Source organism: Shewanella zhuhaiensis (assembly GCF_022484835.1).
GTDB lineage: Bacteria > Pseudomonadota > Gammaproteobacteria > Enterobacterales > Shewanellaceae > Shewanella > Shewanella khirikhana.
Window position 1 is genome coordinate 103,265 of sequence record NZ_JAKUDL010000005.1, and the last position, 12,964, is coordinate 116,228.

At 54.6% G+C, this 12,964-nt stretch carries 14 protein-coding genes; 7 read left to right on the forward strand and 7 right to left on the reverse strand.

Annotated features, from left to right (window positions below; translation table 11 throughout):
• The first annotated feature begins 94 nt into the window (after positions 1-94).
• The 3 genes from MJ923_RS14375 (at position 95) to MJ923_RS14385 (ending at position 2,243) form a co-directional block, all read left to right on the forward strand.
• Entirely contained in the window at positions 95-1,102 is a 1,008-nt protein-coding gene (locus MJ923_RS14375; RefSeq protein ID WP_240591692.1) for an isocitrate dehydrogenase, read from the forward strand.
• Positions 1,103-1,399: 297 nt separating this feature from the next.
• Positions 1,400-1,765: a DoxX family protein gene (locus MJ923_RS14380; RefSeq protein ID WP_240591693.1), complete on the forward strand. Its 366-nt coding sequence runs from the start codon at positions 1,400-1,402 to the stop codon at positions 1,763-1,765.
• 13 nt (positions 1,766-1,778) lie between these two features.
• Positions 1,779-2,243: a DUF3224 domain-containing protein gene (locus tag MJ923_RS14385; protein WP_240591694.1), complete on the forward strand. Its 465-nt coding sequence runs from the start codon at positions 1,779-1,781 to the stop codon at positions 2,241-2,243.
• A 108-nt stretch (positions 2,244-2,351) separates the two neighbouring features.
• Here the strand turns inward: MJ923_RS14385 and rlmM are convergent, their stop codons facing one another.
• The 4 genes from rlmM to MJ923_RS14405 all read right to left on the reverse strand — a co-directional run bounded on the left by rlmM (position 2,352) and on the right by MJ923_RS14405 (position 5,701).
• Positions 2,352-3,437 carry a 23S rRNA (cytidine(2498)-2'-O)-methyltransferase RlmM gene (gene rlmM, locus MJ923_RS14390; protein ID WP_240591695.1) on the reverse strand — a complete coding sequence of 362 codons (1,086 nt, stop codon included), beginning with the start codon at positions 3,435-3,437 and terminating at the stop codon, positions 2,352-2,354.
• 155 nt (positions 3,438-3,592) lie between these two features.
• Complete coding sequence (locus MJ923_RS14395) at positions 3,593-3,979, reverse strand: DUF423 domain-containing protein (protein ID WP_240591696.1); 387 nt, start codon at positions 3,977-3,979, stop codon at positions 3,593-3,595.
• 41 nt (positions 3,980-4,020) lie between these two features.
• Positions 4,021-4,671: an alpha/beta fold hydrolase gene (locus MJ923_RS14400; protein ID WP_240591697.1), complete on the reverse strand. Its 651-nt coding sequence runs from the start codon at positions 4,669-4,671 to the stop codon at positions 4,021-4,023.
• Between the two features lie 118 nt (positions 4,672-4,789).
• Complete coding sequence (locus MJ923_RS14405; protein ID WP_240591698.1) at positions 4,790-5,701, reverse strand: transcriptional regulator GcvA; 912 nt, start codon at positions 5,699-5,701, stop codon at positions 4,790-4,792.
• A 188-nt stretch (positions 5,702-5,889) separates the two neighbouring features.
• Between MJ923_RS14405 and MJ923_RS14410 the strand changes: the two genes are divergently transcribed.
• Positions 5,890-6,126: a hypothetical protein gene (locus MJ923_RS14410; protein ID WP_240591699.1), complete on the forward strand. Its 237-nt coding sequence runs from the start codon at positions 5,890-5,892 to the stop codon at positions 6,124-6,126.
• Between the two features lie 148 nt (positions 6,127-6,274).
• Here the strand turns inward: MJ923_RS14410 and thiI are convergent, their stop codons facing one another.
• The 3 genes from thiI to pomA form a co-directional block, all read right to left on the reverse strand.
• Positions 6,275-7,729: a tRNA uracil 4-sulfurtransferase ThiI gene (thiI, locus tag MJ923_RS14415; protein ID WP_126167591.1), complete on the reverse strand. Its 1,455-nt coding sequence runs from the start codon at positions 7,727-7,729 to the stop codon at positions 6,275-6,277.
• 175 nt (positions 7,730-7,904) lie between these two features.
• On the reverse strand, positions 7,905-8,855 hold the full coding sequence (locus MJ923_RS14420) for a flagellar motor protein MotB (RefSeq protein ID WP_126167592.1): 951 nt from the start codon (positions 8,853-8,855) through the stop codon (positions 7,905-7,907).
• A gap of 3 nt (positions 8,856-8,858) precedes the next feature.
• Complete coding sequence (gene pomA / locus MJ923_RS14425; protein ID WP_126167593.1) at positions 8,859-9,626, reverse strand: flagellar motor protein PomA; 768 nt, start codon at positions 9,624-9,626, stop codon at positions 8,859-8,861.
• Between the two features lie 290 nt (positions 9,627-9,916).
• On the opposite strand from pomA, the gene xseB reads away from it, so the two are divergent.
• Genes xseB through dxs form a run of 3 tightly spaced genes read left to right on the forward strand, consistent with a single transcriptional unit; the run spans position 9,917 to position 12,926 of the window.
• Positions 9,917-10,156, forward strand: coding sequence for an exodeoxyribonuclease VII small subunit (gene xseB / locus MJ923_RS14430; RefSeq protein WP_126167594.1), 240 nt, complete (start codon positions 9,917-9,919; stop codon positions 10,154-10,156).
• The gene (gene ispA, locus MJ923_RS14435) at positions 10,156-11,037 is read left to right on the forward strand and encodes a (2E,6E)-farnesyl diphosphate synthase (RefSeq protein WP_240591700.1); all 882 of its coding nucleotides are present in this window, start codon (positions 10,156-10,158) and stop codon (positions 11,035-11,037) included. Before xseB ends, ispA begins: the two co-directional genes overlap by 1 nt.
• Positions 11,038-11,057: 20 nt before the next feature.
• Positions 11,058-12,926 carry a 1-deoxy-D-xylulose-5-phosphate synthase gene (dxs, locus tag MJ923_RS14440; protein WP_240591701.1) on the forward strand — a complete coding sequence of 623 codons (1,869 nt, stop codon included), beginning with the start codon at positions 11,058-11,060 and terminating at the stop codon, positions 12,924-12,926.
• Positions 12,927-12,964: the final 38 nt, after the last annotated feature.

Sequence of the window (12,964 nt, forward strand, 5' to 3'; positions counted from 1 at the left end):
AAACTAAACGAGACATAAATCACATAATTCCAGTCATGTTTCCGCTCGCGGAAACCGACAATTGCAGTAACCACCAACCGTGGAAGGAATATCCATGTCCAAAAGAACGATTACCGTGATCCCAGGTGATGGGATCGGCCCAAGCATCATCGACTCCGCCCTGAAAATCCTCGACAAAGCGGGTTGCGACTTCGAATATGAATTTGCCGATGCGGGTCTGACGGCACTGGAAAAGCACGGTGAACTGCTGCCTCAGCGTACGCTGGATCTTATCGAAAAGAACCGTATTACCCTGAAAGGCCCCCTGACCACCCCTGTGGGTGAGGGCTTTACCTCCATCAACGTGACCCTGCGTAAGAAGTTCAGCCTGTACGCCAACGTGCGTCCGGTGATTTCTTTCAAAGGTACCCAGGCCAGATACGACAATATCGACATCATCACCGTCCGTGAAAATACCGAGGGTATGTACTCAGGTCACGGTCAGAAGGTTTCTGATGACGGCGCCACCGCCGAAGCCACCAGCATCATCACCCGTCAGGGCGCTGAGCAGATCACCACATTCGCCTACGAGCTGGCCCGCAAAGAAGGCCGCAAGAAGGTGACTATTGTGCACAAGGCCAACATCATGAAGTCCACCTCAGGTCTGTTCCTGAAAGTGGCCCGTGAAGTGGGTCAGCGCTACCCTGATATCACCACTGAAGAAATGATCGTGGACGCCACCTGCATGAAGCTGGTGATGAACCCAGAAAACTTCGACGTGATTGTAACCACCAACCTGTTTGGCGACATCCTGTCGGATCTGTGCGCCGGTCTGGTGGGCGGTCTGGGTATGGCACCTGGTGCCAACATCGGTGCCAACGCAGCCATTTTCGAAGCGGTTCACGGCAGTGCCCCTGATATCGCCGGTAAGAACCTGGCCAACCCAACTTCCGTGATCCTGGCCTCTGTACAGATGCTGGAATACCTGGGTATGGCAGACAAGGCTGCGGCTGTCCGCAACGCCGTATCTGCCGTGATTGAAGAAGGCGACCGTACCACCCGCGATTTGGGCGGCACCCACGGCACCACCGACTTCACCCAAGCGGTACTCGACAGACTCTGATCTGTTGCCAAGTCCCCCGTAATACCAAAAGGATGAGCCAGGCTCATCCTTTTTTATTGGCTTCAGCCACATTCCAGCAGGCCTGTACCCTGCCAACAGGCTGTAACACACCCTTCCAGAACACTGGAATTCACATATGCCAACTACTTGCACATATTCGGCTATATCTGTCAGGATGCTGAATTAGCAATGAAACATCCGTTCAGGTTCGAACTCACTCACATCCCTTAGCTGCGGGTGATTTTACCGCGACGCAAAAGCAAACCTGATGGCAAGAATTGGAAGCAAGGTATTTCTATGTCTTTGCGTATAACAAGCTACATACTCGCTCTCATCTTTGCCGTATCGGGCGGCGCCAAGCTGCTGTCATTGCCGTTTGAGGTCGACGCATTTGCACGTTGGGGCTACTCCCCTGAGTTTATGTATCTAACTGGCGTGCTTGAAGTTTTTGGCGCCATAGGGTTGCTCATACCAAGGCTTTCTTCGCTCGCATCCCTGTGTCTGGCGGCATTAATGCTTGGCGCCATAGCCACACATCTGCTCCACCGTGAGTGGCCGATGCTGACGGTAGCCTGTGCCATTATGCTTACGGCAGCCTGGCGCGGCTGGGCGGGACGTGCCGATATAAACGCGATTAATAAACGCTCAAAACTAAGAAACTGATATGGTACCAGGGTTGATTTATCGGATTTTGAGCGCTGTTCTGGTTACCGCCGTATTTGCAGTAAATGCGGCAATAGATGAGAAGGAGTTGCCAATGACAACATCAGGGACTGCATCAGGAAGTTTTGAAATAGCACTGGAGCCACAACAGGATACTGAGGCCCCGGCAGGCCGAATGATTATTCGTAAAAGCTACAGCGGTGACCTGCTAGGCAGCGGCATTGGCCAGATGATAAGTAAAAGAACAATCGGCGGCGCAGCAGCTTATTCCGCGGTAGAAGAGTTCTCAGGCTCGCTTGCGGGCAAACAAGGGGCGTTTACCTTGATCCACTCGGGCTTTATGTCGGCCGAAGAGCAAAGGCTGGAGATTTATGTACTCCCCGGCTCTGGCACCGGTGAGCTTGCCAACATTTCGGGCACACTGGAGATTGTCCAGAAAGACGGTATTCACTCCTATATCCTCCACTACCAGCTTTAATCGGCTGCAAGGAATGCTGAAACAGCAGTTGAGAGATAAACTAGAACCGATAAAAAGGCGCCCTTAGGCGCCTTTTTATCGAATAAACCCTACCGCTACACTGCGGGATTAAATCCAGGGCGAGCTGGGTTTCAGCCACAGGTGCACTGTCACTTCATCACGGTCATGGTAGAGGTGCTTACAGGCCAGATGGAACTCGTTGATGCCGTTTTCCTTGAGGATGGCATGCATATTGGCAAGGATCTGCGATACCTCTTTGTAGCGGCTCTTCATCGGCAGCTTGAGGTTAAAAATCGCCTCTTTAAACCAGCCCTGAATCGCCCAGTATTCCATCAGCTCCGCCACGCGGGCAGGCTTCTCAACCATGTCGCACACCAGCCAATAGATATTGCGACGGGCGGGCTCAAACTTAAAACCGTCGGCGCGGTGGTGAGTCACCTGCCCGGTTTCCATCAAATCGTGATTCATGGGGCCGTTATCGATGGCATGTACCATCATGCCGCGACGCACCAGCTGATAGGTCCAACCGCCGGGGCACGCCCCCAGATCCACCGCATTGAGGCCGCTTCGCAAACGGGTTTCATGCTCTTCCCTTGGGATGAAGTGAATAAAGGCTTCATCGAGCTTCAGCGTTGAGCGGCTTGGCGCATCGGCCGGGAATTTAAGCCGTGGAATACCCATATAGTGAGGCGAGCTGTTATTGGACAGCGAATAGCCCGCATAGGCCTTGCCAGGACCGATAAAGCACACGTGCACAATAGGGCGACGTGGGTTTTCTTTATCGAGCAAAATCCCCTGCTTTCGCAGCGACTGACGCAGAGGCACAGTAAATTTGCGACAAAACGCCGACAACTCTTTGGCTTCGTTGGTATCCGGCGTTTCGACCCTGAGTTCACCACCACGGGAAACATCAGCAAGGGCAGCAGTCAGCGGGCTTACCCTGTCTTCGGCTGGCAGGTCGCTCAAAAGGTCGCCACAGGCAAACATTTGTCTGGCAAAAATCAATGAATCCAGCGGCAGTTCGGCTGCCAGGCGGTCGCCGTCATCATCGGCAAAGCCCTGAAACACCACAAAGGCTTCATCACGATTGGCTTTGACGAAGCCGCCCACACCGAGCTCAGCAGCACGCTGTTGGATTTCAGCGGCGCAGTCTTTTTCATAACCGGCGCGACAGTATAAAAACAGGTTTTTCATTGCAGTTCTTGGTTGCCGTTGTTTATTACATTGATACGAGGCGGCTCAAGCTCACAGCCTGACCGCCTGAATGGAAATTGCGGGGAGTATATCACAAGCCCGAAGGCTTGGTGGTGAATGGCATTACGCCACAAGCATCTTTACGCCAGGGCGGCTTATTCGCCATCGATTACACGGTTGCGCCATACGGCGGTGCCGAGCAGCAGCCAGCCCACCAAAAAGCAGGTGCCACCCAGCGGGGTGATAGGCCCCCACCACTTGGAGCCGGTCAGCACCAGTGCGTAGAGTGAGCCAGAAAACAGCGCCATGCCGGCAATAAAGAATCCTGCCGCCCAGCCCAGCAGTCGCGACTTGATAAAGTGCCAGGCAAAGGCCACCGCGATAATGGCAAAGGTGTGGTAGAACTGGTAATCCACCGCCAGATTGAACACGTCAACCATCTCGCTGGACACCAGGTTTTTAAGGCCATGGGCGCCAAAGGCCCCCAACGCCACGGCGAAAAAGCCACTGACAGATGCAAACAAAAACAGACCTCTATTCACCTTGAATCCTCTTTATTGCTAATGAGTTAATCGCGAAGACCCTATTTCATAAACCCGAAACAGGCCTCGGCGGCCGCCGCCAGATTAGCCGCTTCGGTGTGCCCTGACGACTTGCGTGGCTTCAGGCTGTGATCCCCGTCCGGGATCCATTGCACGGCCACCCGCTCTGGGACATCCCACTGGGCCAGCTGCGCCCTGTTTCCAAAGCTGTCGCGCTCGCCCTGAATAATCAGCAGCGGCGCCGTGCACTGCTGTAACGGCTCAAGCCTGACCTCTTTGCCCTTGGGCGGCAAAAAGGGATACCCCAGACAGACCACTCCTGCGAGTTTGGCGCTAATGGTCTCATCGCCAGCCACAATAGCGGCCATACGTCCGCCCATGGACTTCCCCATCAAATAGAGTTTGCCCGGGGCAAAGACGTCATTCACCAGCGAAATGGCCTCGTTAAAACATTCAAGCAGCGCTGGTGCCCGATTGGGGGGCCTGCGCTTGCCGTCCACAAGCCGCTGCTGCATATAGGGGAAATTAAAGCGCACCACGGTCACGCATTTATCCGCCAGCAGCTTGGCCATGGCAGCCATAAAGTCCGAGTCCATATCGGCGCCAGCACCATGGGCAAACAGCACCAGCGTCTGCGGCTTTTCCTGCGCGCCATCGACTTTCAGCCAGTCAGGAAGCATTGTTAGTGTCATCTACAACCTTTCTTATTCATTCTGTTAAACGAAGAGGCCACATCGTCAGCCGGGCAGCAGCTCACTGCGGGACTCTTCGGCAAACATGTCCAGCATCCACTCGCGAAATGCCACATCGTCAGCCGGGCAGCAGCTCGCTGCGGGACTCTTCGGCAAACATGTCCAGCATCCACTCGCGAAATGCCACAATCTTGCCAAGCTCTGCGTGATTCTGCTGGCATACCAGATAGTAGGCGTCTTTACTCACCAGCACTTCCTGAAACGGCACAACCAAACGGCCAGCCTTGATGTCAGGACGGGCCAGCACGCTGTAGCCAAGCGCCACGCCCTGGCCATGGGCGGCCGCCTGCAGCACCAAAGACGAGTGGCTGAAAATCGGCCCCTGGTTCACGTTCACATCGGTGACGCCGCACTGGCGGAACCAGGCCTGCCAGTCATGGCGACTCATATCGTGCAGCAGGGTGTGATGCTTAAGATCAGATGGTTTCTCAAGCGGCTTGGGGCCGCTCAGCAGCATGGGGGAACACACGGGAATAAGCACTTCGTTGCGCAGCTTGTCGGCTCTGAGCCCCGGCCAGTTGCCCTGGCCATAATAAATCGCCACATCAACATCGTCGGTAAGCGAGCCTTCTTCGCTGTCCACCGCCTTAATACGCACATCGATTTCGGGGTTCTTTTCACTGAACTTGGCAAGCCTTGGCACCAGCCACTGAATAGCAAAGCTTGGCGACATACTCACGGTAAGCGAGCCGATGGCGCTGCGGGCAAGCAGGCGGTCGGTGGCATCGGCCAACTGGATAAAGATGTCTTTAATGTCGAGAAAATAGCTCTGACCTTCTTCGGTCAGCAGCAGAGAGCGGTTTTTTCGGCGAAATAATTTTAATCCCAGAAAGTCTTCCAGCGCCTTGATTTGATGGCTGACCGCCGCCTGAGTTACAAACAGCTCTTCTGCCGCCCGTGTAAAACTAAGATGCCGTGCTGCCGCCTCAAATGCCTTCACCGCATTGAGGGGAGGAAGTCGTCTTGACATGGTGATCCCACTCTCATTTTTTAATTAGTTTTTCTAATCCGCATTGTTACATTTTATCGTTTGTTAATGGAAGGGCTTTTGAGTAAATTTTGCGCCTACAAACGAGATGGTCGGGCGGCTTTAAGTCGGAATAAGCACGCCTGGCGAGCGACCAAGATGTCGCAAATAATGCTGCCCGGAGGCGCCCCATGTTAAATCTGAAAACCGTATTTGCTTTTGCACTTTTTGCTTCACTGTCTGCCACTGCCACCGAAACTGAGATCCAGTTCGACACCCAGGCCCTGCATGATGCCATCAGCGCCGAGCTGAGCATGAACATGGCCAACATTCATCAGGAGCTGAAAGACAACAAGCAAGGCCAGGTTATGCTGCTGGCCAGCAAAGACGAGGCCAAAGAAGAGAAGGCAGCACCAAGGGCCGAATAAGCCATCACTTAGAACGTGAATTTGAATTCAAAAAAGCCGCACTTAAAGGTGCGGCTTTTTACTGCTTAAACAGGGGCACAAACCATAAAAAAGCGGCCAACTGGCCGCTTTTTTAAACTGGTAAATTGACCGGCACGCCCAGCCCAAATCAGGGGCGATACACCTTCACATTGCTGTGGCCCTGCTCCTGCAGATAAAGGGCCTGCAGTTTGCTCATCACACCGCGTTCGCAGTACAAGAGATATGTCTTGCTGCTGTCGAGGTCAGCAAAGGCGGTGGCGAGTCTGAAGAAGGGGATCACCTTCACTTCAACACCGTCCACTTCCAGCGGCTTGGCCTCTTCTTCTTCCGGCGCGCGGATATCGATGATGACCTCATTGCCCTCGGCGGCCGACACGGTTTCTGTCTCGGCAACCGCCTCGGCGGTGGAAATGGCGATATCGCGGATATCAATCACTTCGGCCTTGGCCAGAATCCGGTCGAGCAGATCTTCAGAGAATTTTTGCTCTTCGGCTTCCACCTTGGACAGCACCGCCTTCACGGTAGGACGCTGGGAAATCACCCCACAGTATTCAGGAATGGAGGCCGCAAAGTCTTCAGTACCTATGCGACGCGCTTGTTTGATGATGTCCGGCTTATCCATGGTAACAAGCGGGCGCAGGATCAAAAGGTCAGTGCAGCGGTCAATCACATTCAGGTTGGTCAGAGTCTGACTCGACACCTGGCCCAGGCTCTCGCCGGTAACCAGCGCCTGCACGCCCATACGATTAGCCACGCGGGTAGCAGCGCGCATCATCATCCGCTTGAGCACCACGCCCATCTGGCCGTTTTCGATGCGCTCAAGAATCTCGGTCACCACCTCTTCAAAAGGTACGGTCACGAATTTCACCTTGTGAGACTCGCCGTAGGTCTTCCACAGATGGTAAGCCACCTGCTTTACCCCAATTTCGTGCTGGGCGCCGCCAAGATTAAAGAAGCAGTAATGGGTGCGTGAACCGCGCTTGATAAACTGGAAGCTTGCCACGCCGGAGTCGAAGCCGCCGGAGATAAGCGACAGCACATCTTCCTGAGCTGCAATCGGGAAACCGCCCAGACCTTCGATGCGGCGACACACCATGTACAGCTTTTCACGGTCGATTTCGAGCTGAATGGTCATGTCTGGGTCTTTCAGCTTAACGCCCTTGGCCTCAGTAAACTGATTCAGGCCACCGCCCACATAGCGCTCCACTTCAATGGAAGTAAAGCTTTGCTGGCCTGAGCGCTTTACCCGCACGCAGAAGGTCTTGTCTTTCAACGCATCTTTGTAGACAGACAAGGCATGCTGATAGATATCGTCAACGGTTTCGTAATCAAATTCAGCCACTTCCAGCACATGGTGAATGCCGGGAATACAGGCCAGACGCTCGGCAAACACTTCGGTCAGCTCAGGCTTGTCTTTGGGCACCTTCACCAGAATCTTGTCCCACTGGCGCTGTACCCGGGCGTCCTCATCGATTTTTTTGAGCACGTTGCGGATATTGGACTCGAGCATCTTGGTAAAACGCATTCTTACCGGTTTGCTCTTTATCATGATTTCGGGATACAGCTTGACGATAAACTTCATGGGATTTCCAGCAAAAGGTTAGCGCTCGCGGCCCGTTTTGGCGGCGAACACCAGGGTTCAAACAAACAATCGCGGGATTATATCAAAAAGAGGCTGCCGGGGGCAGGGTCAAAAATAAACCCGGCCTGGGCCGGGCTTGATACAGCTTATTTGTTACATCTTAAACAGTCGCAACTCAGGGCCCAGTGGCGGGGGGAGGGCTCACCTGAATTTCTTCCGACTCTTTGGCTTTGCCCTGCTCAATGGCAATTTCCACCCGCCGATTGCGGGCACGGTTTTCGGCCGAATCATTGGGCACCAAGGGATTGTTAGAGCCCATGCCCACCACTTTCATGCGGCTGGCATCAAAGCCTTTTACCTTCACCAGTTCGTGTGCCACCGACACAGCCCGCTTGGATGACAGCTCCCAGTTGGACGAATAAAGCTCATTGCTTATCTGCATATCGTCGGTAAATCCCGACACTGTGATGATACCGGGTACATCCTTTAGCAGCTCGCCCACGGCGCGAATAACCGGCCTGAACCTGGGTTGCAGGAAGCCGGAGCCTGAGCCAAAGGCGCCCTTTTCACGTATGCGGATAATGATTTGCTGCCCCAGCGACTCGATTTCAATCGCGCCATCGACAATTTGCTCATTCAGCTGCTCGGCCATCTTTTTGACCTGCTGATTAATTTGATCCTGGGAAGAAGCCGCATCGCTCTTCTGGCTTTCCTGCTGGGTTTCCTGGGCAGTGGACGATGCCTGCCCTCCCCGCTGGGAGCCTTGCTGCTGCTGAACACCACCGGCGCTGTCACTCTCGCCTTCCTGGTAATCCAGAATCGGCTCGGTCATTTCGTTGGTTTGCTGGTTGATGATTTCGATGGGGGTTGGCTCGGGCTTGCCGGGGCGAAACTCAAGCGCAATCACCGAAGTGCCCTTGGGAATATCTTTCACTTCCACCTTATTTTGCACCCCGAAGGCGTACTTCATCGAGCCCGCAATCTGCTTGAACTTCATGACGTCCATTTCAGAAAACGCCAGCAACAATACGAAGAAGCACATCAGCAGCGACATCAGATCCGCAAAGGTGGCAAGCCACATGGGCGCGCCTGGGGGTGGGCAGTCACACTTGGCCTTGGCTGCCATGGCCTATTCCCCGTCGGTGGTGTCTATCTTGCGGGATTTTTCCGCCAGATAGTTCTTCAGGAAGCCCTCGATAACCCGTGGGTTCTGGCCGTCCTGAATCGCCAGCACCGCATCCATAATCAGGTTGCGGTTAAGCATTTCTTCGCCCATACGCAGCGACAGTTTATCGGCAATGGGAATGGCCAGCATGTTGGCGATAACGGCGCCATACAGGGTTGTAAGCAGTGCTACCGCCATGGAGGGGCCGATGGACTTGGGGTCATCCATGTTTGACAGCATAGCCACCAGACCAATCAGGGTACCAATCATCCCCATCGCCGGGGCCACGTCACCGAAGGCCTTAAAGATACCGATACCGGTTTTGTGGCGCTCTTCGGTGAGGGCAATGTCTTTTTCCAGCGCTTCCCGCACCACTTCGCCGTCGTGACCATCCACCAGCATGTCGACTGCTTTTTGCATAAAGCTGTTGGAGATCTGCGCTTCTTCCAGCGCCAGAAAGCCCCCTTTACGAGCTGCATCCGCCATGGATACTGACTGTTCAATCAGTTCCTCGGGCTTGTCGATTTTGAACATAAAAGCTTTGACTGCAATCTTGGCGGCACCGAAAAACTGCTTGAGGTTGAATTTCATCATCACCACAAACAAGGTGCCACCAAACACAATCAGCACTGAGGGAACGTCGATAAAGATGGCGAGGCCGCCACCCATCACCATCGCCATGACCACGAAGGCGAACGAGCCCAACAGTCCAATGAGGGTTGCTAAATCCACGGATGCTCCTTAAATACGCAGTCATGAGGGAATGGCGGCCAAGGAAAACCGTCATTCAGCCAGAAATAAGCCGGTCGGATGCCCTCTTATTACCAAAAGGCAGGGACTTCACACACCAATCACTATTCTCAGTTATCGGACAGACCTTCGGCAAGTTTAGCGCCAATTTATTTTTTCTAACAAAAATTCAGCAACAAAGCGTGCTGCACAGCAAATATTCCCCCGCATAATTTGACCCTGTAAGCCTCCTGAGATACCTTGTGCACGCCGACACAGCAGGAACAAATACCGTGGTCAAAAAACCTGAAAACCTGAGCTTTGAAGCCTCTTTGGCGGAGCTGGAGCGCATAGTCGCAGAGCTGGAGCAGGGGGAAGTCTCTCTGGACGATGCTCTAAAGCAATTTGAGCGTGGCATAGGCTTGGTACGTGCCAGTCAGGCCAAGCTTGAACAGGCTCAGCAGAAGGTGGCCATTTTGCTCAGCGATGAGGCCAATGCGCCCCTGAGCGATTTTCAGCCCGAGGGCGAATAATGCTCAAAGCTGCGTTATCTGCGTGTCAGTCCCGTGTCGATGCCATTCTGGCCAGCCATCTCGATGTTCTGCCGGCCACAGCGCCAGCACTTAAAGCCGCCATGCGCCACGGCGCCTTGATTGGCGGCAAGCGCATCCGGCCCTTTTTAGTGTATGCCACAGGTGAGCTGCTCGGAGTCGATAAAGCCAAGCTGGACCGGCTTGCGGCTGCCATCGAGTGTATTCACGCTTACTCGCTTATTCACGATGATTTGCCGGCCATGGACGATGATAACCTGCGCCGTGGCAAGCCAACCGTGCACATTGCCTTTGATGAAGCCACCGCTATTTTGGCCGGTGATGCGCTGCAAACCCTGGCGTTTGAAATCATTGCCGAGCCCGGCTCAGGTCTAAAGCCCGAGTTGCAGGTGGCCATGATTGCCGCGCTCGCACGAGCTTCGGGCTATCTGGGTATGTGTGGTGGTCAGGCAATTGATCTGGCAAGCGAAGGCAAGAGTATTGATTTAAACAGCCTGACCGAGCTTCACAACCTGAAAACCGGAGCCCTTATCCGCGCCGCCGTTGAACTGGCACTGATTGCAGCCGAGGCCAACGAGCGCGACCGCAGTGCGCTGCTCGGTTATGCCGAAGCCATTGGCCTTGCGTTTCAGGTTCAGGACGACATTTTGGATATCACTTCCACCACCGAGGAGCTGGGCAAGCCACAGGGGTCGGATTTGGATGCCAACAAGAGTACCTATCCCAAGCTGCTGGGCCTTGACGGCGCCCGGCAGACTGCCGATGCCCTGGTGGCAGACGCACTATCAGCCCTGGCTAAAATGCCATACAATAGCCAGCTACTTGCAGACTTTGCCCGTTACATCGTCGAGAGACGTGTATAAAAAAGATAAAGAATCTCGCTATGAGTTTGGACATTTCGAACTATCCGTTGCTTGCGCTGGCGAGCACCCCCGATGAGCTGCGCCAACTTCCCCAATCGGCGCTGAAACAGCTGTCGGACGAGCTAAGGCAGTTTCTGCTGACCTCGGTGGGGATTTCCAGCGGCCATTTCGCCTCGGGCTTGGGCACGGTTGAACTGACCGTGGCGCTGCATTACGTGTACAACACCCCCTTCGATCGCCTTATTTGGGACGTGGGCCACCAGGCCTATCCCCATAAAATTCTCACCGGGCGACGGGACCGTATGCACACTATCCGTCAAAAAGACGGCCTGCACCCCTTCCCCTGGCGGGAAGAGAGCGAATACGACACCTTTAGCGTGGGGCACTCCAGCACCTCGATTTCAGCAGCCCTGGGTATGGCGGTAACCGCCGAGAAAGAAGCCCTGGGCCGTAAAGTGGTGGCCGTTATCGGTGATGGCGCCATTACCGGCGGTATGGCGTTTGAAGCGCTTAACCACGCAGGCGACCTGCACAAAGACATGTTAGTGGTGCTTAATGACAACGAGATGTCTATCTCGGAAAACGTCGGCGCCCTTAACAATCACCTGGCAAGACTCATGTCCGGCCGCCTGTACACCACCATCCGCGAAGGTGGCAAGAAGGTACTCAAGGGTATGCCGGTCATCAAAGAGATGGCCAGACGCACCGAAGAGCATCTCAAAGGCATGGTGGTGCCCGGCACCCTGTTTGAAGAGCTGGGCTTTAACTACATAGGCCCCATCGATGGCCATGATGTGGAATCTCTGGTCGAGACCCTGCGCAATATGCGCGATCTCAAAGGCCCGCAGTTCCTCCATATCATGACCAAAAAGGGTAAAGGCTACGAACCCGCCGAGAAAGATCCCATCGGCTGGCATGCAGTGCCCAAGTTCGATCCGACTCAGTTCCGTAAACCGGCCACCAAGCCGGGGCTGCCGACCTTCTCGCAGGTATTTGGCAAGTGGCTGTGTGACATCGCCGAAAAAGACGACAAGGTGCTGGCCATAACCCCGGCCATGCGCGAAGGCTCGGGCATGGTGGAGTTTTCCCAGCGCTTTCCCAAGCAGTATTTCGATGCTGCCATTGCCGAACAGCACGCGGTCACCCTGGGCGCTGGTTTCGCTTGCGAAGGCTTTAAGGCGGTGGTGGCCATTTACTCAAGCTTCCTGCAACGCGGTTACGATCAGCTTATTCACGATGTCGCGCTGCAACGCCTGCCGGTGCTGTTTGCCATCGACCGCGGCGGTATTGTGGGCGCCGACGGTGCCACCCATCAGGGCGCCTTCGATTTAAGCTACATGCGCTGCATCCCCAATATGGTGATAATGGCGCCAAGCGATGAAAACGAGTGTCGCCAGATGCTCTACACAGGTTACAGCTACGACAAGGGACCAAGCGCAGTGCGCTATCCCCGCGGCAGTGCCACAGGTGCCGAGCAGGTTGAAGAGATGACCGCCATGGCCATAGGCAAAGGTGTGAAGCGTCGCCAGGGCGAGAAGATTGCCATCATCAACTTTGGCACCACGCTGGCCGCCTGTTTGACCGCAGCCGATTCCCTGAACGCCAGCGTGGCCGATATGCGCTTTGTAAAGCCACTGGATGAAGACCTTATCCTTGAGCTTGCCGAAAACCATGATGTGCTTATCACGGTGGAAGAAAACGCCATCATGGGCGGCGCCGGCTCTGGAGTCCTTGAGTTCCTCGCCAGCAAGAATCGCCTTAAGCCATTGCTGCAAATCGGTATTCCCGATGAGTTTATCAAGCATGGTGGCCCGGAGGAGATCCTCACCGAGCTCGGCCTCGACGCTATTGGCATCGAGCGGCAAATCCGCGCCTTTATCGAAGCCTGATAGCCTCAATCGCAAATAAAAAAGGACTGCCTCGGCAG

Bases quoted from the DNA above. Each gene is read 5' to 3' on its own strand.
- MJ923_RS14375 (WP_240591692.1), top strand. From the start codon at position 95: ATGTCCAAAAGAACGATTACCGTGATCCCAGGTGATGGGATCGGCCCA.
- MJ923_RS14380 (WP_240591693.1), top strand. From the start codon at position 1,400: ATGTCTTTGCGTATAACAAGCTACATACTCGCTCTCATCTTTGCCGTA.
- rlmM (WP_240591695.1), bottom strand. From the start codon at position 3,437: ATGAAAAACCTGTTTTTATACTGTCGCGCCGGTTATGAAAAAGACTGC.
- MJ923_RS14400 (WP_240591697.1), bottom strand. From the start codon at position 4,671: ATGACACTAACAATGCTTCCTGACTGGCTGAAAGTCGATGGCGCGCAG.
- MJ923_RS14405 (WP_240591698.1), bottom strand. From the start codon at position 5,701: ATGTCAAGACGACTTCCTCCCCTCAATGCGGTGAAGGCATTTGAGGCG.
- MJ923_RS14410 (WP_240591699.1), top strand. From the start codon at position 5,890: ATGTTAAATCTGAAAACCGTATTTGCTTTTGCACTTTTTGCTTCACTG.
- thiI (WP_126167591.1), bottom strand. From the start codon at position 7,729: ATGAAGTTTATCGTCAAGCTGTATCCCGAAATCATGATAAAGAGCAAA.
- MJ923_RS14420 (WP_126167592.1), bottom strand. From the start codon at position 8,855: ATGGCAGCCAAGGCCAAGTGTGACTGCCCACCCCCAGGCGCGCCCATG.
- ispA (WP_240591700.1), top strand. From the start codon at position 10,156: ATGCTCAAAGCTGCGTTATCTGCGTGTCAGTCCCGTGTCGATGCCATT.
- dxs (WP_240591701.1), top strand. From the start codon at position 11,058: ATGAGTTTGGACATTTCGAACTATCCGTTGCTTGCGCTGGCGAGCACC.